16 protein-coding genes are annotated in these 19016 nt (G+C 68.7%); 5 read left to right on the top strand and 11 right to left on the bottom strand.

Translation table 11 applies throughout. The features are described 5' to 3' along the window. The 5 genes from ACIRDX_RS01645 to ACIRDX_RS01625 form a co-directional block, all read right to left on the bottom strand. A partial coding sequence (locus tag ACIRDX_RS01645; protein WP_396623658.1) for a hypothetical protein occupies positions 1-664 on the bottom strand: 664 nt, incomplete at its 3' end. Between the two features lie 26 nt (positions 665-690). After that, positions 691-1953, bottom strand: coding sequence for a dipeptidase (locus ACIRDX_RS01640; protein WP_396623657.1), 1263 nt, complete (start codon positions 1951-1953; stop codon positions 691-693). Positions 1954-2054: 101 nt separating this feature from the next. Beyond that, positions 2055-3770 carry an RNA polymerase sigma factor RpoD gene (rpoD, locus tag ACIRDX_RS01635; RefSeq protein ID WP_396623656.1) on the bottom strand — a complete coding sequence of 572 codons (1716 nt, stop codon included), beginning with the start codon at positions 3768-3770 and terminating at the stop codon, positions 2055-2057. Positions 3771-3820: 50 nt separating this feature from the next. After that, on the bottom strand, positions 3821-5587 hold the full coding sequence (gene dnaG / locus ACIRDX_RS01630; protein ID WP_396623655.1) for a DNA primase: 1767 nt from the start codon (positions 5585-5587) through the stop codon (positions 3821-3823). A gap of 4 nt (positions 5588-5591) precedes the next feature. Further along, positions 5592-8054: an endonuclease MutS2 gene (locus ACIRDX_RS01625; protein ID WP_396623654.1), complete on the bottom strand. Its 2463-nt coding sequence runs from the start codon at positions 8052-8054 to the stop codon at positions 5592-5594. A gap of 158 nt (positions 8055-8212) precedes the next feature. Here ACIRDX_RS01625 and ACIRDX_RS01620 point away from each other — a divergent pair, with 158 nt between their 5' ends. Continuing rightward, positions 8213-9709 (top strand): cellulose synthase family protein, encoded by a 1497-nt coding sequence (locus ACIRDX_RS01620; protein WP_396623653.1) that lies wholly within the window; start codon positions 8213-8215, stop codon positions 9707-9709. Positions 9710-9938: 229 nt separating this feature from the next. Next, positions 9939-11072 (top strand): citrate synthase, encoded by a 1134-nt coding sequence (locus tag ACIRDX_RS01615; RefSeq protein ID WP_396623652.1) that lies wholly within the window; start codon positions 9939-9941, stop codon positions 11070-11072. 87 nt (positions 11073-11159) lie between these two features. On the opposite strand, the gene ACIRDX_RS01610 is transcribed toward ACIRDX_RS01615, so the two are convergent. Together ACIRDX_RS01610 and ACIRDX_RS01605 are read right to left on the bottom strand one after the other, a co-directional pair. Continuing rightward, entirely contained in the window at positions 11160-11567 is a 408-nt protein-coding gene (locus ACIRDX_RS01610) for a PIN domain-containing protein (RefSeq protein WP_396623651.1), read from the bottom strand. Further along, entirely contained in the window at positions 11567-11815 is a 249-nt protein-coding gene (locus ACIRDX_RS01605) for a ribbon-helix-helix protein, CopG family (RefSeq protein ID WP_396623650.1), read from the bottom strand. Before ACIRDX_RS01605 ends, ACIRDX_RS01610 begins: the two co-directional genes overlap by 1 nt. 201 nt (positions 11816-12016) lie before the next feature. On the opposite strand from ACIRDX_RS01605, the gene lepA reads away from it, so the two are divergent. Both lepA and lepB read left to right on the top strand, forming a co-directional pair. After that, complete coding sequence (gene lepA / locus ACIRDX_RS01600; protein ID WP_396623649.1) at positions 12017-13822, top strand: translation elongation factor 4; 1806 nt, start codon at positions 12017-12019, stop codon at positions 13820-13822. Then, entirely contained in the window at positions 13819-14514 is a 696-nt protein-coding gene (gene lepB, locus ACIRDX_RS01595; RefSeq protein ID WP_396623648.1) for a signal peptidase I, read from the top strand. Before lepA ends, lepB begins: the two co-directional genes overlap by 4 nt. 123 nt (positions 14515-14637) lie before the next feature. Here lepB and ACIRDX_RS01590 read toward each other — a convergent pair whose 3' ends face one another. From ACIRDX_RS01590 to ACIRDX_RS01575, 4 genes are all read right to left on the bottom strand, one after another. Beyond that, positions 14638-14985 carry a hypothetical protein gene (locus ACIRDX_RS01590; protein WP_396623647.1) on the bottom strand — a complete coding sequence of 116 codons (348 nt, stop codon included), beginning with the start codon at positions 14983-14985 and terminating at the stop codon, positions 14638-14640. A gap of 15 nt (positions 14986-15000) precedes the next feature. Continuing rightward, positions 15001-15885, bottom strand: a complete 885-nt coding sequence (locus tag ACIRDX_RS01585) for a DivIVA domain-containing protein (RefSeq protein WP_396623646.1) — start codon at positions 15883-15885, stop codon at positions 15001-15003. Positions 15886-16117: 232 nt separating this feature from the next. Continuing rightward, positions 16118-16825: a YggS family pyridoxal phosphate-dependent enzyme gene (locus ACIRDX_RS01580; RefSeq protein WP_396623645.1), complete on the bottom strand. Its 708-nt coding sequence runs from the start codon at positions 16823-16825 to the stop codon at positions 16118-16120. After that, positions 16822-17775 carry a tetratricopeptide repeat protein gene (locus ACIRDX_RS01575; protein WP_396623644.1) on the bottom strand — a complete coding sequence of 318 codons (954 nt, stop codon included), beginning with the start codon at positions 17773-17775 and terminating at the stop codon, positions 16822-16824. Before ACIRDX_RS01575 ends, ACIRDX_RS01580 begins: the two co-directional genes overlap by 4 nt. Before the next feature lie 188 nt (positions 17776-17963). Here ACIRDX_RS01575 and ACIRDX_RS01570 point away from each other — a divergent pair, with 188 nt between their 5' ends. Then, positions 17964-19013, top strand: a complete 1050-nt coding sequence (locus tag ACIRDX_RS01570) for a hypothetical protein (protein WP_396623643.1) — start codon at positions 17964-17966, stop codon at positions 19011-19013. The last annotated feature ends 3 nt before the right edge of the window (positions 19014-19016 follow it).

The raw sequence follows: 19016 nt of genomic DNA, 5'->3' as shown, positions 1-19016 counted from the left end.
CGAGGAACGCCCGCGCCACCTCGCGCAGCGCCGCGTCGCGTGTCATGCGGCTGCGCGCCAGGGCGGGGAAGCGACCGACCGCGAGCGTCCAGATGTACGTGAAGCGCGGCTCGTACAGCACCTCGCTCGGCACGACGAGCATGGCCGCCTGCAGGGCGTCCATCGCCGCCGCGAAACGCTTGCCGTCGGTCACGCCCGACTCGGTGCGCAGGTCGGCGGTGGCCATCTCCCATTCGGCGCGCAACACGCGCAGCACGGCGCGCGCGTCGGCGTCGAGGCGGCGAGCCTCGTCCACCTTCTTCATGCCCCAGAGCGCGTGGAATGCCGGCACCAGGCGCGGCGCCACGAACATCGCGCGGCCGCGTCCGAGCTTGGCGTAATACACCTGGCCCCGCCGCATCACCTCGTCCTTCAGCGTCCACGTGAGTGACGCTTCGGGGTCGTGCTGCACGTGGCGTGGCATCACCGCATCGCGCCGCCCGCACACCGCGACGTAGAGCGACGGCCCGGGGCGCCGCGTGTCGGTGAGGCACGCGGCAAACCCCGCACGCTCGATGAAGCGCTCGGCCTCACCGGCAGAGGTCACGCGCAGCGCCTCCTCGCGGCACCAGTGCCGGTCGCGGTGCGCCTCCACGGGGTCGGGCAGCGGCGTCCGGACAGCCATGTGATCGTGCGTGCGAGGTGCGGGCCCTACTTCGCGGCGGCCTGCAGCTTTGCCGCGACCTGCTGCACCTCGTCCATCACGCGCAGGAGGTTGCCGCTCCACAGTTTGGCGATGTCGGCCTCCGAATAGCCGCGGCGCACGAGCTCCAGCGTCACGTTGAAGGTCTCCTCGGCATTGCTCCAGCCGTCCACGCCGCCGCCGCCGTCGAAGTCCGACGAGATGCCGACGTGGTCGATGCCGAGCTTCTTCACCAGGTAGTCGACGTGATTGACGAAGTCGGCGACCGTGGCGCGAGGCTGCGGATGCTTCTTGTTGATCTCGGCCATGCCGGCGCGGAAGGCCGCGCGCTGCTCGTCGGTCATCGTCGCCATGCCGCCCGCGGGCAGCGTCTTGCGGAGCGCGGCGAGTGCTGCCGCACGCTCGGGCGAGTCGGCCGGCTTGATCTTCACGTAGCCGTCGAAGGCCACCGCCTGCACGACACCGCCGTTCTTCTTGATCGCCTCGAGCTGCTCGTCGTCGAGGTTGCGCGAGTGGTTGGCGAGGGCGCGCGCGCCGGAGTGCGAGGCGATCACCGGTGCCTTCGAGAGCGCGATGGCCTGGAGGTTCGACTGCTTCGACGGGTGCGACAGGTCGATCATGATGCCCACCCGGTTCAGCTCGGCGATGGCCTGCTTGCCGAGGTCGCTCAGGCCGTTGTACTTCCAGCCCTCGCGCTCGCCGGTGTTGGAGTCGGCGAACTGGCTGTGGCCGTTGTGTGCCAGCGACATGTACCGCGCGCCGCGCTTCTGGAACTCCGCAATGCGCGACAAGTCGGTGCCGAGCGAGTAGGCGTTCTCGACGCCGATGAGGGCCACCCGCCGGCCAGACGCCGCGATGGCACGGACCTCGGCGGACGTCGTCGCCAGGCCGATGCGCTTCGGCGCGATGACCTCGGTGAGCCGGTGGATGGCGTCGAACTTGGCGATCGCGTCCGCGTACGCCTTGTCGTAGCCGGCCGGCGTGAGCGGCCCCTGGCCGACGTACACGATGAAGAACGCGGCATCGAGGCCGCCCTTCTCCATCCTCGGCAGGTTCACCTGGGTGTCGATGGCGGTGGTGTAGTCGCGCGGACCGGCCACGAAGTTGCGCGGGTCGATGTCGACGTGCGTGTCGAGCGTGATGACCCGCTCGTGGATGGCGCGCGCCTTGGCGACCAGCGCCGTGTCGGGCGCCTGAGCGGCTGCCGCTGGCGCCACGGCGAACGGGAGGACCAGGCCGAGGGCGAGAGCGAGCGCGTGCCGTCGATGCATGGCGTGCGATTGTAGCGAAAACGCGAAGGGGCGCCCCGTGGGGAGCGCCCCTTCTACCTTCTACCTTCTGAACTCTGAACTCTGAATTCCGAATTCAGAAACTACGAGCGGCCTTCGAGGAAGGCCTTCAGCTTGCGGCTGCGCGACGGGTGGCGCAGCTTGCGCAGCGCCTTGGCCTCGATCTGGCGGATGCGCTCGCGGGTGACGGCGAAGTTCTGGCCGACTTCCTCGAGCGTGTGCTCGCTGCCGTCGCCGACGCCGAAGCGCATCTTGATCACGCGCTCCTCGCGGGGCGTCAGCGTCTTCAGCACGTCATCGGTCTGTTCCTTGAGGTTCAGGTTGATGACGGCCTCGGCCGGCGACACGATGTTGCGATCCTCGATGAAGTCGCCGAGGTGTGAATCCTCCTCCTCGCCGATCGGGGTCTCGAGCGAGATGGGCTCCTGCGCGATCTTGAGGACCTTGCGGACCTTCGCGACCGGGATGTCCATCCGCTGCGCGATCTCCTCGGAGGTCGGCTCGCGGCCGAGCTCCTGCACCAGCGCGCGCGAGGTGCGGATCAGCTTGTTGATCGTCTCGATCATGTGCACCGGGATGCGGATGGTGCGCGCCTGATCGGCGATCGCGCGGGTGATGGCCTGGCGGATCCACCACGTCGCGTAGGTCGAGAACTTGTAGCCGCGACGGTACTCGAACTTGTCCACGGCCTTCATCAGGCCGATGTTGCCTTCCTGGATCAGGTCGAGGAACTGCAGCCCGCGGTTGGTGTACTTCTTGGCGATCGACACCACCAGGCGCAGGTTGGCCTCGACCAGTTCCTTCTTGGCCTGCTCGGCCTGCACCTCGCCGCGGTAGATCGTCTCGAGCGTGTGACGCAGCCGCTCGGGGGTCTCCTCGAGGTCGGCCGACATCTGCTGCACGACCGCGCGCAGGTCCTTCTGCTTCTTGAGGAGGTTCTTCTTCTCCTCCTCCTTCAGCTTCACCTTCCGGCCCTTGGCCGTCGGGTTCACCTGGCGCTCGATGTGATCGGCCTCGCGCTGGATCTTCTGGACCGCCTCCACCTGCTCCTTGATCTCCTCGATCAGGCGGCGCTTGACGGCCTCGGTGAACTCGATCCGGCGGATGCACTTCGAGATGGCGACGCGCTTGCGCAGCATCGACCAGCGCGCCTTGCGCCACTTGCCGAGCTCGGCCTTGGTCTTGCCCTTCTTGATCGTGACGAACTTCGCCTCGGCGGTCTTGAAGGCGACGATGGCCTTCTTGACGGCCTCGATCTGCTTCAGGACTTCCTTGGCGCGCTCCTCGAGGCGGTCCTCGGTGACCTCATCGTCGGTGAAGATCGCGATCTCGCGGATGGTGCGCTTGCCTTCCTTCAGCTGCTCGCCCATCTCCAGGATCTTCTTGGCGACGGTCGGCGTGCGCGAGATCGACTTGATCACCGCCAGCTTGCCGCGCTCGATGCGCTTGGCGATCTCCACCTCGCCCTCGCGCGTCAGCAGCGGCACGGTGCCCATCTCGCGCAGGTACATGCGGACGGGGTCGTTGGTCTTGTCGAGCGCGCCCGGCGTGAGGTCGAGCTCCGGCTCCTCGCCCGTGTCCGGGCGATCGAGCATCTTGTCCTCGCGGTACTTCTGCTCGGACTCGACCACCTCGATGCCGGCGTTGCCGAAGGTGCTGAACAGGTCCTCGAGTTCCTCGGCCGACGAGGTGATGTCGGCAGGAAGCACCTCACTGACCTCGTCGTAGAGGAGGTAGCCCTTCTCCTTCCCGATCGCGATCAGGTGACGTACTTCGTCGTACTTGTCTTCGATGGACACGTCGGCTTGGCCTCCTCGGCCCGCGCGAGGGGATGGCGGGCGATCTTCGATTATCCCCTCAGTGCCTCGATCCGTTCCAGCAGCGCCTTTTTTTGCTCCCACAGCACCATGATTCGCTGCGTGTTCGCCGCGCCTCCGGCCTCCTGCAGCTGGTCGATCTCCCGCTGCACGCTGGCCCGTTCCCGTTCCAGCCGCATGGCGTGTATCGCCCGTACGCACGACTCGGGCGTCGCCACGACGCCCGCGCTCATCGTCAATCCGGTGACCCACCGGCGCTCCTCTTCTGTGAGACCTGCCAGCACCTGCCCCGGCAACTGTTCCGGGTCCGGCACGTCCAGTGTCAGCACCAGGCGCAACAGGCGCGCGGTGCGCAACGGCTCGAGATCTGCCTCCTCGAGCGCATCCATCGCGAGCAGGGCCTCCCGCGGCGTGGTCATCACGCCGACGATCAGCTCGCGTTCCGCCCGGGTCATGCCGGGCATCGACGCGCGGCGGGCCGTGTCGGGCAGGGTCTCCTGCTTCGTCACCGCCGCCTTGCGAATCTCCTGACGAACCGTCTCCTCGCCCACCTGTGCCCGGTGCGCGAGCCGATCCGCGAACTGGTCCCGGGCCAGCGCCTCCGGAATGCGCGCGGCCACGACCAGCATCTCGTTCAGGAACGCGACCCGACCGGTCGGATCCTTCACGTTGTGACGCGCCGCCGCCCGGTCGAGCACGAAATCCAGGTACGGCCGGGCCTCGTCCACCTTCTGCCGGTAGGCGTCGCCGCCGTACCGCCGCACGAACGTATCGGGATCCTCGCCCTCCGGCAGCAGGGCCACGCTCACCTGGAAGCCCTCGGCCACCAGCAGATCCCCCGACTTGGCCGCCGCGTTCTGCCCGGCCCCGTCGGCATCGAAACTCAGCACCACCTTCGAGGCGAAACGCCTCAGCGTCTGCGCCTGGGCCTGGGTGAGGGCCGTCCCGCTCGAGGCCACCACGTGCGTCACGCCGCCCTGCCAGGCCTGCACGACGTCGAAGTAGCCCTCCATCATTACGACGCTCCCGGCCTTCCTGATGGCGTGCTTGCTCAGGTGGAGGCCGTACAACACCCGCCCTTTCGTATAGAGCGGCGTCTCCGGCGAATTCAGGTACTTGGGCACCTGGTCGTCGGCCATCGCCCGCCCCCCGAACGCCACCACCGAGCCGCCCTCCCTATGGATAGGGAACAGCAGCCGTTGCCGGAACCTGTCGACGACGCTCCCATCGTCGCGCTGCATGGCCAAACCGCCCCGCACGAGCAGGCCGGGGGAGAACCCCTGCTGCTTCAGATGCCTGACGAGCATGTCGCGTGACGGCGGGGCGTACCCGATCCCAAACGTCTCGACACTCTCCGATCGGACATCCCGCCGCTTCAGCAGGTCGCGCGCCGCTGCGCCGGCCGGTCCCTGCAACTGCTCGGCGTAGAAAGCCCGGGCCAGCTCGTGGGCCTTCAGCAGGGCCTCCCGCTCGACCTCTTCCGCGTGCGCCTGGGGCGACGACGCCGCCTCGGGCAGCGTGATGCCGCACTTGCTGGCCACCCGCTTGACCGCGTCCTGGAACCCCACCCCCTCCTGGAGTTCCACGAACTTGAAGACGTCGCCTCCCTGCCCGCAGCCGAAGCAGTGGAAGAACCCCTTGTCGCGGTTCACCGTGAACGACGGCGTCCGCTCCCCATGAAACGGGCACAGGCCCTTGTAGGTGGCGCCCGCCCGCTTCAGCGGGACGTACTCCTGCACCACCTGCACGATGTCCGCCGCGTGCCGGATCTGGTCGATGAGCTCGCGCGGATAAAGCACCCCGCTACTCCCTCAACTCGACCAGCGTCACGGCGCCGCCGCCCATCTCGTTGGGCGCCGGCGCGGCGCGCAGCACCAGCGGATGCTTGCTCAGGTAGCCGCTCAGCGCCTGCCGCAGCCGCCCCGTGCCATGCCCGTGGATCACGCGGACCGTCCGCAGCTCCTGCATGGCGGCCTCGTCCAGGAACTTGTCGGCCCGGTCGATCGCCTCGTCGACCGTGCAGCCGATGACGTTGAGGTCGCCCCCCGCGCCGGCTCGTGCGCCGCGTTCGGCCAGCGTCACCCGGACCGCCGGGGTGGCCTGCATGGTCGCCCCGCCGATCTTCCGGAGTTCGCTCGTCCGCACGCGCATGCGCTTGCCGTTGACGTCGACCCCGGCGTCCTTGTCCGAAAGCGTCCGCACCACGCCCTGGAGCCTCAACGCGCCGACCTCGACGCGATCGCCGACGACGATCGGGCCGCTGGCCTCGGGCGTGGGCGGCATCACGGGCGCGGCCGGCGTCACGGCGCCGCCCTCGCGCACCCGGTCGGCGACGGCGTCGAGCGCCCCGCGGGCCGACACGCGCAGGTCACCCACGACGCCCGTCGGCAGCGCCACGATCTGCTTCTGCTGTTTCTTCTCGAGCGCCGCCGCCTGCTGCCGGAGGTCGGCGACGATGCGGTCGACCTCGGTCCGCGCGTCGCGCAACTGCTCGTTCAGGCGCTGCTCCAGCTTGCGCGTGAACTGCGCCTCCCGCTCCCGCACCTGCGCCTCGCGCTCGCGGAGCTGCCGCTCGGCCGCCTCGGCCTGCAGGCGTGCCTGCGCCGTCAGGCGGCGTTCATGGTCGAGCGACTGCAGCTCGCGATCCAGCTTGGCCATCTGCTCCGACACGCGGACTTCGGTGTCGGTGCGCCAGGCGGCCGCGGCGTCGAGGACGGTGCGAGGCAGCCCGAGGCGGGCGGCGATCTCGAAGGCCAGGCTGCCGCCGGGCGATCCATAGATCAGCCGGTAGGTCGGCGCGAAGGTGCCGGGTTCGAAGCCGAAGGCCGCGCAGGTCACGCCCTCGGTGCTGGTCGCGTACGTCTTGATCGTCTCGTAGTGCGTCGTCGCCACGACCAGGGCGCCGCGCTTGCGGAAGTGGTCGATGATGGCCACCCCGAGCGCCCCACCCTCGACGGGATCGGTGCCGTTGCCGACCTCGTCGAGCAGCACCAGCGACGGCAGCTTCAGCGCCGTGTCCATGGCGACGATGCTGGTCATGTGCCAGGAGAAGGTGCTCAGGTTGGCCGCGATCGACTGCTCGTCGCCGATGTCGGCGAACACGCTGCGGAACACGGGCAGGCGCGAGCCCGCCTCGGCCGGCACGAAGAGCCCGGCCTGGGCCATCAGCACCAGCAGGCCGGCAGTTTTCAGCGCCACGGTCTTGCCGCCGGTGTTGGGCCCGGTGATGACGAGCGCCTTGGCGGGCGGCACGAGGAGCAGGTCGCTGGCGACCGGCTCGATCTCGCGGGCCACCCGGCCTTCCGTCTGGGGCAGGCGACGAGCGACGGTCGGGATGAGCAGCGGGTGGCGCGCATGGCGCAGTTCGAGGCGTCCGTCGTGCGACAGCGCGGGGCGGACGCCGTTGAACGACATCGAGCAGCGGGCCCGGGCCTGGATCACGTCCAGGTCGGTGGCGGCCTCGACGGTCTGCTGCAGGTCGGCGGTGCGGACCCGGTAGGCGTCGGTCAGGGCCAGCAGGATGCGCCGGACTTCTTCGGCCTCCTGCTCCTCGAGCGCGACGATGTCGTTGTTGACCTCGACGGTGCTGAGCGGCTCGAGGTACAGGCTGGCGCCACTGGCCGAGGCGCCGTGAATCAGGCCCGGGATGGAGCCCCGGTGCTCGGCGCGGACCACCAGCACGTAGCGGCCGTTGCGTTCCGTGACGACCTGTTCCTGCAGGTACTTCGCGGTGTCGCGGCCCCGCAGGTACGACTCGAGGGTGCCCCGGAGCCGCTGGCGTTGGCGCCGGAGCTTGTCGCGAATGCCCGACAGGGCCGGGCTGGCCTCGTCGACGACGTCGCCGTGCTGGCTGATGGCCTTGCGGACGCGGGCGTTCTCATCGACGAACCGCTCGGCACGCCGGGCGACGGCCGCCAGGGCCGGCAGGCGGGTCGCGGCGCGCGCGACGAGGGCGACCGTGCGGTCGACCGAGTCGAAGAAGTCGGCCAGCGCCAGCAGGCGCAGCGGTTCGAGCGGCTGGCCCAGCAGGGCCAGGCCCTCGAGCGCGAGTCCGGCGGCCTCGCCGCCGCGCAGGGGCAGCGACTGATGGTCCTGGAGCAGCAGGAGCGCCTCGCCCGTGAGGTCGAGGGATTCGGCCACCTTGACCGGGTCGGCCGACGGCGTGAGGTGCTCGAGTCGGCGCGCGCCGAGGGGGGTAACCGCGTACGAGCGCACCACGGCCGCGATCTGGTCGAACTCGAGCGCGCGGAGCGTGGTGAGGTGCATGGCGGTGGGCGTCTGCGCGCAGACGCGCGGACGAACCTCCTAGCCTATCACGCGCGTGCGGGCGCCGAGGCTATGCATTGGTTTGACCACACGGCCACAACAGGGTACCCTGTGGAATTCGTGTGTCTGGACACGAACCGTAGAGACAGCTGCCGTCTATGACCTTATCGGAACTCGCGATCCTTGCGGCGTACTTCTTCGTCCTGAGCATCCTGGCGTTCTATGGCTGGCACCGGTACGTGATGGTGTACTGGTACAAGCGTTACGCCGATCACGTGCCCGGGCCCCGGCCGCAACTCGATCCGCTCCCGGTCGTCACCATCCAACTCCCCATCTTCAACGAGATGTACGTGGTGGACCGCCTGGTCGACGCCGTCTGTCGCCTGGACTACCCGAAGGAGTTGATGGAGATCCAGGTCCTGGACGACTCCACGGATGAAACCGTGGACGTCGCGGCCCTCGCGGTCCGCCGCTGGCAGAACCAGGGCTTCAACATCTCGTACCTGCACCGCACCGATCGGACCGGCTTCAAGGCCGGGGCGCTCGAGGCGGGCATGAACGTCGCCGAGGGGCGCTACATCGCCATCTTCGACGCCGACTTCGTGCCGCCCGCCGACTTCCTGCGCCGGGCGCTGCCGCAGTTCGGCGACCCGCAGGTGGGCATGGTGCAGGCCCGGTGGGGCCACATCAACGCCGATTACTCGACGCTCACGAAGATCCAGTCGATCATGCTCGACGGTCACTTCGTGCTCGAGCACGGCAGCCGCAACCGCGCCGGGTGCTTCTTCAACTTCAACGGCACGGCGGGGATCTGGCGTCGCGACGCCATCGAGCAGTCGGGCGGCTGGCAGCACGACACGCTGACCGAGGACCTCGACCTGAGCTACCGCGCGCAGCTGCGCGGCTGGCGCTTCGTGTTCATGGAAGACGTCATCACCCCGGCCGAACTGCCGGTGGAGATGAACAGCTTCAAGTCGCAGCAGTTCCGCTGGGCGAAGGGCTCGGTGCAGACCGCGCTCAAGCTGCTGCCGCAGATCCTCGCCGCCGACCTGCCCTTCCGGGTGAAGGCCGAGGCCTTCTTCCACCTCACGGCCAACTTCAACTACCTGTTGATGGTAGTGCTCTGCGTGCTGATGTTCCCGTCCATGTACGTGCGCTACAACATGGGCTGGTCGGAGATGCTGCTGATCGACATCCCGCTGTTCTTCGCGGCGACGTTCTCGGTGGTCAACTTCTACGCCTTCTCGCAGATGCAGGCCTACCCGAACGACTGGAAGAGCCGGATCAAGTACCTGCCGCTGCTGATGGCCGTGGGCATCGGGCTGTCGATCAACAACACGCGCGCCGTGCTCGAGGCCATCTTCGGCAAGCAGAGCGAGTTCGTCCGCACGCCCAAGCACGGCGTCGAGCGCACTGGCGACGACTGGGCGCACAAGAAGTACCACCAGCTGATGCTCTGGCAGCCGCTCGCGGAGGTCGCGCTCGGCCTGTACTTCACCGGCACCGTCTTCTACGCCCTGGCCAACGGCATCTACGGCACGCTGCCGTTCCTCGTGCTGTTCCAGGTCGGCTTCCTGTACCCCGGCCTGACGTCGCTGCTGCAGCAGTTCGGCGGCGAGTCGGCGGAACTGAGTACGCAGATCGCCGGCGAGTAAGCACAAGGGACAAGGGCCGACGCAGGCCTAGTGACAGGGAACCAGAAGGATCGAGGAGCGGCGCCGGGGGAACCCGGGCCGCTCCTCTTGTCGTTTCAGGGCCGCCCGAGCGGACGGGGCGGGTCGAGGACTTCTGTTCCGGTGTCCCTTGCCGGGCCTCGTCCCCTGTCCCTCGACTCCCTTGTGACTTGCGTACGTGTCCCTTGTCCCTTGATATGCTCTCCGGTCTATGAGCACTGCGGCCAAGGGCGGCCTCGAAGACGTCGTCGCGACCTCGTCCTCCATCTGCTTCATCGACGGTGACCGCGGTGTGTTGTCGTACTGCGGGTACGACATCCACGATCTCGCCCAGTCGGCGACGTTCGAGGAGGTCTGCTACCTCCTGTGGCACCGGCGCCTGCCGAACCGGGCGGAACTCGGCGACCTGCAGTCGCAGCTGGCGGCGGGACGGGCCCTCCCGGAGGGCGTGGTTCGGCTCATGCGGAGCCTGCCGGCCGGTGACGGCATGGACGCGCTCCGCACCCTCACGTCGGCGCTTTCGCACTACGACCCCGATGCCAGCGACAACAGCCCTGCGGCCAACTACCGGAAGGCCGTGCGGCTCACGGCCCAGATGGGCACGCTGGTGGCCAGCTACGGCCGGATGATCCAGGGTGGCGGGCTCATCGCGCCCGACCCCGCGCTCAGCCAGGCCGCCAATTTCCTCTACATGCTGCAGGGGAAGCGCCCGGACCCGACGTCGGTGCGGGCTTTCGACATCGGCCTGATCCTGCACGCCGACCACGAACTGAACGCCTCGACGTTCGCCGCGCGCGTCTGTGCCGCGACCCTGAGCGACGTCCACTCGGCGATCGTGGCGGGCATCGGCACGCTGAAGGGGCCGCTGCACGGCGGCGCCAACGCCGAGGTCATGAAGATGCTGCTCGACCTCGGGGAGGATGCCACCGACGAGCGCGCGGAGGCGTTCGTGCGCGGCAAGCTGGCCCGGAAGGAGAAGATCTCGGGCTTCGGGCACCGTGTGTACAACACCGAGGACCCGCGCGCGACGCACCTGCGCCGGATGTCGAAGGAACTGGGCGAACGCGCCGGCCACCCGCGCTGGTTCCAGATGTCGCAGCGCATCGAGCAGGTCGTGCAGTCGGAGAAGAAGCTGTTCCCGAACGTCGACTTCTACTCGGCCTCGACGTACTACACGATGGGCATTCCCATCGACCTGTACACGCCGATCTTCGCCGTCAGCCGCGTGTCGGGCTGGACCGCGCACGTGCTCGAGCAGCTCTCGAACAACCGCCTGATCCGTCCGCGCGCCGACTACACCGGCCCGACGTACCCGCAGCGCTTCGTCCCGCGGGATCAGCGGTAGGGGGAGCCTGACGGCCTTCCGCCTTCGCGCGCCGCGCCACGGCGAACACGATCGTCCGGTGCCACGCAAGGCGGCGCAGACCGTCGGTCAACCTCGACTCCAGTCCTCGACGCGAAGCCCCGGTACGCGAATCATGTGATCGAGGTTGGCGGTCACGAGCGTGGCCTCGAGCGCGAGGGCATGCGCTGCAATCGCGGCGTCGAAGTCCTCGATGCGCATGCCGCGCCGTTCGAGCAGGGCCTTCGTACGGCCGAACGCGAGGCTGACGGCGTCGGTCCAGTCGACGCGGCGCAACCCTGCGGACACGAGGTCGAAGCGCGCCTGCAAGAACGTTCGACGTTTCGAGCGGGGCAGGCGCTCGATCCCGAAGGCGATTTCGGCGATCACCGGCTGCGGGATGGCGACCTCGTCCGGCGCGAGCGCGGTGAGCCGGTCGACGACCGCCGGAGTTCCCTTCATCAGCGCCGACACCGCATTCGTATCCAGGATGTACATCACAGGTCGCGCGGTGCCTTCGACCGCCTCGCCTCGATGACGCTGGTGAGCATGTCGTCAACCGCGGCAGTGGTCTCCGGGGCCACGTCCCGGAGCCGCTGCAGGAAGTCGGGCGACCAGCCCGTCGGCTCGCTGACGACCTGTTCCAACGCTTGCACCACCAGCCGGTTTCGGCTGATCCCGAGCGCGCGAGCGCGTCGGTCGACCGATTTCAACAACGGATCGGGGATGTGCACGGTCGTCGGCATGAATATACCTATGAATATATCATCCACGTGGCGCGCTTCCACGCCTGCCCGGCAGCGCCGAGCCCCCAGCCCCCAGCCCCCAGCCCTGAGGCGCGGGCCGGGCGCGGAGAGCCGGCCCTCCCTTGCCGACGGCCGACCGCCGACTGCCGTGATGGCGCGCGAGCCAGGGTCCAGCGAGCGCGCTATAATGAAGGGCTTTTCATGGATCCGCGCTTCGTACGCAACTTCTCCATCATCGCGCACATCGACCACGGCAAGTCGACGCTGGCCGACCGCTTCCTCGAGCTCACGGGCGCGCTGCAGGCCCGCGAGATGGAGGCGCAGGTGCTCGACTCGATGGACCTCGAGCGTGAGCGCGGCATCACCATCAAGGCGCACTCGGTGCGCCTCGACTACAAGGCGCGCGACGGCCAGCAGTACGTGCTGAACCTGATCGACACGCCAGGTCACGTCGACTTCTCGTACGAGGTCACGCGGTCGCTGTCGGCGTGCGAGGGCGCGCTGCTGCTGGTCGACGCCTCACAGGGCGTGCAGGCGCAGACCCTCGCCAACGCCTACCTGGCGGCCAACAACAACCTCGAGATCATCCCGGTCATCAACAAGATCGACCTGCCCGGGGCGATGCCCGACGAGGCGCGGCGCCAGATCGAGGAGATCATCGGGCTCGACGCCGACGGCGCCATCCTCGCCAGCGCCAAGGAAGGCATCGGCGTCCAGGACATCCTCGAGGCCGTCGTCGAGCGCGTGCCGCCGCCGTCCGGCTCGGCCGACGCGCCCCTCAAGGCCCTCATCTACGACTCCTGGTACGACGCCTACCGCGGCGTCATCGTGCAGATCCGCGTCATCGACGGCACCATCCGTGCCGGCATGAAGGTGACGATGATGATCAACGGCCAGTCGTACGACATCGACCAGGTCGGCATCTTCTCGCCCAAGCCGCAGCCGGTCGAGAGCCTCGGCGTCGGCGAGGTGGGCTTCGTCATCGCCAACATCAAGCGCCTCGGCGACGCGCAGATCGGCGACACGATCACCGAGGCCGCGCGGCCGACCGCCGAGCCGTTCCCGGGCTTCCAGGAGATGAAGCCGATGGTGTTCGCGGGGCTCTACCCCGTGGAAGGCCATCAGTACCCGGAACTGCGCGACGCGCTCGAGAAGCTGAAGCTGAACGACGCCGCCTTCGCGTTCGAGCCCGAGACATCGGCCGCACTCGGCTTCGGGTTCCGCTGCGGCTTCCTCGGCCTGCTGCACATGGAGATCGTGCAGGAGCGCCTGGAGCGCGAGTTCGACGTCGACCTCGTGACGACGGCACCCGGCGTGCTCTACCAGGTGACGACGACCGACGGCGAGACGCACGCTGTCGACAATCCCTCGAAGCTGCCCGATGCCGGGCGCATCTCGAAGCTCGAGGAGCCGATCATCACCGCGACGATCCTGACGCCCTCGGAGTACGTGGGCGGCATCCTGCAGTTGTGCCAGGAGAAGCGCGGGCAGCAGAAGAACATCGAGTACATGACGTCGGGACGCGTCGTCATCACCTACGAGCTGCCGTTCAACGAGGTCGTGCTCGACTTCTACGACCGCCTGAAGACGGTGTCGCGCGGCTACGCGTCGCTCGACTACCACGTCACCGGCTACTGGGACTCGCCGCTCGTCAAGCTCGACATCCTGGTGAACGGTGAGCCCGTCGACGCGCTCTCGATCATCGTGCACCGCGACACGGCCTACCAGCGCGGCCGCCTGCTGGCCTCCAAGATGCGCGAGCTGATCCCGCGCCAGATGTTCGAGGTGGCGATCCAGGCCGCCATCGGCGGGCGCATCATCGCGCGCGAGTCGGTCAAGGCGATCCGCAAGAACGTGCTGGCCAAGTGCTACGGCGGCGACATCAGCCGCAAGCGCAAGCTGCTCGAGAAGCAGAAGGAAGGCAAGAAGCGCATGAAGCGCGTCGGCCGCGTCGAGATCCCGCAGGAAGCCTTCCTCGCCGTGCTCAAGGTGGGCACCGACGAATGAGCACGCCAGTCACCCCGGTCGGCGCGCCGCCCAAGGGCACCGCGCGCGAGTACTTCGAGTCGATCGTCGTCGCCGTGATCCTGGCGCTGTTCGTGCGCACCTGGTGCTTCCAGGCGTTCAAGATCCCCACCGGCTCGATGGAGAACAACCTGCTCATCGGCGATCACCTCGTCGTGAACAAGTTCCTGTTCGCACCGGCAGGGTTCGAGAAGGCCGTGCTGCCCATCCGGCAGTTCCGCCGTGGCGACGTGGTGGTGTTCAAGTCGCCCGAGGATCCGGAGCGCGACTTCATCAAGCGCGTGATCGGCCTGCCCGGCGAGACGCTCGAGCTCCGGCACAAGAAGATCTACATCAACGGCACGGCCCTCGACGAGCCGTACGTGCACTACCTGCTGCCACCGCGCTCCGACAGCGAGACGACGTCGTTCGACAAGCGGGAAACCTACGGGCCAGTCACGGTGCCCGAGGGACACCTCTTCGTCATGGGCGACAACCGCGACAACTCGCAGGACAGCCGCTACTGGGGGTTCCTGCCGCAGCCCTACGTGAAGGGCCGCGCCGTCGCGGTGTACTGGTCGTTCGAGAGCGATGCCGCCGACTACGAGCGGCCGGGCATGGAGCAGCTCTTCTCGGGGCTGACCGGGTTCTTCACCAAGACGCGGTGGAACCGGCTGGGCAAGCAGATCCAGTAATTCGAAATTCAAGATTCGAAATTCTCGGCGGCTCGGGCTTCGCCCTTCGCTCGCGCGCGGCATCCCGAGGCGCGTGGCCGAAGGCCCGCGCCGCGAGAATTTCGAGTTTCAAATGTCGAATTGCTAGAAGCCGTTGAATCGCTCGGGCCGCCCCTCGACGTCGACGATGAAGTCGTAGGGGTAGTACTGCCGCGGGATGTACTCCAACTGCGCGGTCCAGCCCGTCGACACGAACAGGCGGTCGCCCCGCCGGGCAATCGCCACGTCCGGCGGCCCGATCGGCACGTGGTGCTCGTCGGCGAGCTCGAGGATCCGGGCCTTCAGCTGCTCGTCGGTGCGCCGGCCCGGATAGCTCGCCACCTCGGTCACCGCATCCTTGAACTGGATGAAGTGCCAGAACTCCGGCACGATGCGCACCCCGGCATGCACCAGCAGGCCGAGCAGGACGAGGCGCACCAGGTTGCGGACCATGAACCGTGCCCTGCGTCAGCCCCGCATGGCGGCCTCGCCGCCCTGGGCCGGACGGGTCGCCTGCTCGGCGCCGCCCTCGGCATGCCGCGGACGCAGCATGCGCACCTTGTCGTCGCGCGAGTCCTGCGTGCGCACGAACTCCAGCGCGTAGGTGAGCGAGGCGATCGACTGCTCGAGGGTGCCCTCGACGTCGCGCTTGCGCAGCCGCATCTCCGCCACGGCATGCTCGAGCTCGTCGAGCCGCGCGTTGGTCTTCTGGAGCAGCACGTCGACGCGCGCCTGCGCGTCCTTCACCATCGCGTCGGAGCGCAGCTGGGCCTCGTTGAAGGTCGCATCGGCACGCAGCTGTGCGTCGGTGAGCAGCGTGCGCGCGCGGCTCTCGGCGTCGGTCAGCATCGCCTGCGCCCGCGACGTCGCGTCCTTCAGCGTCGCCTCAGCCTTCGACTCGGCGTCGCGAATCTCGGCGGCGGCCCGCATGTCGGCGTCGGCGGTGACGCTCATGCTGCGCGTCTGCGCCGAGGAGATCAGGGCGTGGGACTTCGCCTCCGCGTCCCCGAGCTGCGTCGTCGAGCGCAGCTCGGCGTCCTTCAGGAGCGCCTGCGAGCGCGTCTCGGCGTCGCGGAGGAGCACCTCCGCTTCCTTGCCGGCGTTCTCGCGGATCTGGTCGGCGACCTTCTGGGCCGTGAGGAGCGTGTTGCGCAGGTTCTCCTCGCGGTCGCGATGCTCCCCGAGCTGGGTCTTCGCCTCGGTGAGGTCCTGGCGAAGCCGGTCGAGCTCGCGCAGGGCCGCCTCGTAGTCGTCGGCGGCGTCGGCGAGCAGCGTGCGGACCTCGTCGCGGTCGTACCCACGGAGGGACGACGAGAGGTGCGTCTGGCGCAGATCGAGAGGCGTAACTTTCATGAGCCGGAACTCCTGCGAATCAGCGTGGATTGAGGAAGCACATACCGTACCACGCCAGAAGTATCAGCATTTCCGGCGTTGAACTGTAGGTCCAGGGGGGCGCCTGGGCGTGGCGCTGACGATTCTCCGACGCGCGATGACGGGAATGCGCCTTCAGCAGGCGACAGGCTGCGGGCTGCAGGCTGCCTGAATACCGCGCGGGTCGCCTGTGGCCCGAGGTCTGTCGCCCCGTCTACCTTGCCCCGAAGAGGGCCGAGCCGACGCGGACGATGGTGGCGCCTTCCTCGACCGCCACCTCGAAGTCGTGGGACATCCCCATCGAGAGCTCGCGCAACTGCTCTGCGGGCACGCCCTCGGCCAGGAGCGTGTCGCGGAGGATCCGCAGGCGGCGGAACCATGGGCGGACCTGCTCGAGGTCGTCGGCGTACGGCGGGAGGAGCATCAGGCCCTCCACCCGGACGCCCGGCAGGTCGGCGGCGCGGGCGAGCAGGGGCCGCAGCAGGGCCTCGTCGAGCCCCGACTTGGTGGTTTCGCCAGCGAGATCGACCTGAATCAGGACCGACAGGGGCCGGCGGCCGGTGGCGGCTGCCCGCGACAGTCGCTCGAGCAGGTCGAGGCTGTCGACCGACTGCACGGCCGCGAACACGCCGGGCACCTTGTTGGCCTTGTTGGACTGGAGGTGCCCGATGAGGTGCCACCGGAGCGGCAGGTCCGCGGTGGCGGCCTGCTTGGCGAGGGCTTCCTGGACCCGGTTCTCACCGAAGTCCACCTGCCCGGCGGCGTGAGCGGCCCTCACGGCCTCGGGCCCGAAGGTCTTGCTCACGGCGATCAGGCGGACGGCCTCGGGAGACCGTCCGCTGCGGATCGCGGCGCTGGCGATCCGTTGCCGGATGGCGTCGAGCCGCCCGGCAATCCCGGAATCCAGCGCGTCCGTACTCACTCCTTCGGCTTGATCTGGTCGACGATGCCCTTGGCCTGCGCGGCCATGGGCCCGGTCGGGGCGAGCTTCAGGTAGTTCTCGAAGTACTTCACGGCCTCGGACATGTTGCCGCCGTTGAGGTTGGCCATGCCGACCCAGTAGTTGGCGTCGGCGTAGTTCGGGTCGGCCTTCACGGCCGCCTCGAACTGGGTCTTGGCCTCGGCGATCTTGCCGGCATTCCACAGGATCACGCCCTGGTTGTAGCTGTCCTGCGCCGAGCCGCCGCCGCCGGCCGCGCCGAGCGCCGCCGCCTTGGAGGCCATGGCCGCGGCTTCCTCGCGCTTGCCCTGCGAGTTGTAGAGGTCGGCGAGCACGGACACCGGCTTGGGGTCGTCCGGCTTCAGTTCGGCGGCCTTCTTGAAGGCGGCCTCCGCCTTGTCGAGTTCCTTCTTCTCGTAGTGCGCCGAGCCGACGTTCATGTAGCAGGCGTAGCAGTCGGCCTGCATCTTGATGGCGTCGTTGAACTTGGTGATCGCCTCGTCGTGGTTCTTGGCGCCCATCGCCGTGACGCCCTCGTCGAACGTCTTGCGGAAGGCGCTCTCCTCGGCCGACATGCCCTTGGCGGCCGGCTTGAGCGTGAAGTTCATCTCCTGCGCGTTGCCGACGGGCACCTGGATCTGGTCGGCGGCCTGACCGGCATCCGCCTTCACGACGAGGTAGTACGGGCCGGGCTGGAGGCCGACCTGCGTGAACTCGCCACGCTTGTTGGTCTTGACCTCGCGGACCTGGACCGTGCCGCCCTTGAACTCGATCGTCACCGTGGCCTTGTCGACCGGCTGACCCTTGCCGTCGACAACCTTGCCCCTGATGGCGCCGGTGGTCTGGGCAGCGGCGGGAAGTGCCGCCACGACGAATGCAATCGCGAGCGTGGCCGCCGCCACGAGGCGCGCGCCGAACCTGAGTGCTGACATGTGTTCCTCCGGGACGTCCGAGCGTCCGACCGAACAGTGTATCGCCATCGGCGCCCACTGCCTACAGCCCCCGTCCGAGGAACGGGGACGTCCGGCTGGCGTGACCCTGCGTCACTGGTATGGCGTCGGCCCGGCCCGGTGGCCGGATGCGGTTGACCCTCGGGGAACGCCACCACAGAATGGCGCCCATGTCAGGAGCCCGGGCACTCCGGTCCACGTTGCTCGCCGGTGTGGCGTGTCTCGCTGGCTGCGGTGGAGGAGGCAACCCCGTCACGCCGACCCCGCCGGTCGCGACGCCGACACCCACGCCGACCCCGACGCCCACGCCGACCTACGCGTTTGCCGTGTCTGGGCGCGTGTTCGCCAGCGACACGCGGGCGCCGATCGCCGGGGCGACGATGCGGTTTGCCGGGGGCGCACCGACGCAATCGGGCGCCGACGGCGCCTTCCGCTACACGAGCGACACCAATCCCCCGTCCACGCCCTACCAGGTCGACGTCTCGGCGCCGGGCTTCGTGGATCGCGAGCTGTGGCTGCGCTGGGAGCGCGAGCGCACCGATGTCCAGATCGACCTGCTACCGGCGTCCGTGCTCGGCTTCTTCCGCCAACTCGCCCGCAACGGCCTCGAGCAACCCGGGGAACTGCGCGCGGTGCGGCGCCTCACGCGGCCGCCCTCGGTGTACATCCGGACCGTCGACGCCGCGGGGCGCGACGTCGACCCCGCGACGCTCGCGGCGGTGACGGCCACCATTCAGTCCTCGGTGCGCGAGTTCAGCGGCGGTGTCCTGCAGGTGGCCGCTGTCGAGACCGGGCGTGACAACCCCGAGCGCGCCGGCTGGATCACCGTGGCGTTCGTCGAGGATCCCCTCGGGTTGTCGTGTGGGACGGCGCGGGTCGCGGGCGACCCGGGACGGATCACGCTGAACCTCAATCGCTGCGGCGGGTGTCCGGGCACGCGCATCCGTCCGGCCACGGTCGCCCACGAAGTTGGCCATGCGCTCGGCTTCTGGCACGTGGAGGCCCGGGAGCACGTGATGGCCCCGATCGAGGACCGGCCGTGCACGCAGACGGCTCCGACGGCGCTCGAGCAGGTGACGGCGGCCATCGCCTTCCGCCGTGCCAACGGCAACCTCGATCCGGACGTGGACCCGCAATCGGGGGCCGCCCTCACGATCGGCGAGACCTCGCACGTCGTGATCAGTTGTATCCGGCCGTCGACGCGCGAGTCGACGCGCTGACGA

It is taken from the genome of Luteitalea sp. (assembly GCF_044337415.1).
Taxonomy (GTDB): domain Bacteria; phylum Acidobacteriota; class Vicinamibacteria; order Vicinamibacterales; family Vicinamibacteraceae; genus Luteitalea.
This window is presented reverse-complemented; position numbering and strand designations above follow the sequence as displayed.

Bases quoted from the DNA above. Each gene is read 5' to 3' on its own strand.
- ACIRDX_RS01605 (WP_396623650.1), bottom strand. From the start codon at position 11,815: ATGCCGACGACCGTGCACATCCCCGATCCGTTGTTGAAATCGGTCGAC.
- ACIRDX_RS01570 (WP_396623643.1), top strand. From the start codon at position 17,964: ATGTCAGGAGCCCGGGCACTCCGGTCCACGTTGCTCGCCGGTGTGGCG.
- ACIRDX_RS01610 (WP_396623651.1), bottom strand. From the start codon at position 11,567: ATGTACATCCTGGATACGAATGCGGTGTCGGCGCTGATGAAGGGAACT.
- ACIRDX_RS01590 (WP_396623647.1), bottom strand. From the start codon at position 14,985: ATGGTCCGCAACCTGGTGCGCCTCGTCCTGCTCGGCCTGCTGGTGCAT.
- ACIRDX_RS01640 (WP_396623657.1), bottom strand. From the start codon at position 1,953: ATGCATCGACGGCACGCGCTCGCTCTCGCCCTCGGCCTGGTCCTCCCG.
- lepB (WP_396623648.1), top strand. From the start codon at position 13,819: ATGAGCACGCCAGTCACCCCGGTCGGCGCGCCGCCCAAGGGCACCGCG.
- ACIRDX_RS01575 (WP_396623644.1), bottom strand. From the start codon at position 17,775: ATGTCAGCACTCAGGTTCGGCGCGCGCCTCGTGGCGGCGGCCACGCTC.
- ACIRDX_RS01615 (WP_396623652.1), top strand. From the start codon at position 9,939: ATGAGCACTGCGGCCAAGGGCGGCCTCGAAGACGTCGTCGCGACCTCG.
- ACIRDX_RS01620 (WP_396623653.1), top strand. From the start codon at position 8,213: ATGACCTTATCGGAACTCGCGATCCTTGCGGCGTACTTCTTCGTCCTG.
- ACIRDX_RS01585 (WP_396623646.1), bottom strand. From the start codon at position 15,885: ATGAAAGTTACGCCTCTCGATCTGCGCCAGACGCACCTCTCGTCGTCC.
- ACIRDX_RS01625 (WP_396623654.1), bottom strand. From the start codon at position 8,054: ATGCACCTCACCACGCTCCGCGCGCTCGAGTTCGACCAGATCGCGGCC.
- lepA (WP_396623649.1), top strand. From the start codon at position 12,017: ATGGATCCGCGCTTCGTACGCAACTTCTCCATCATCGCGCACATCGAC.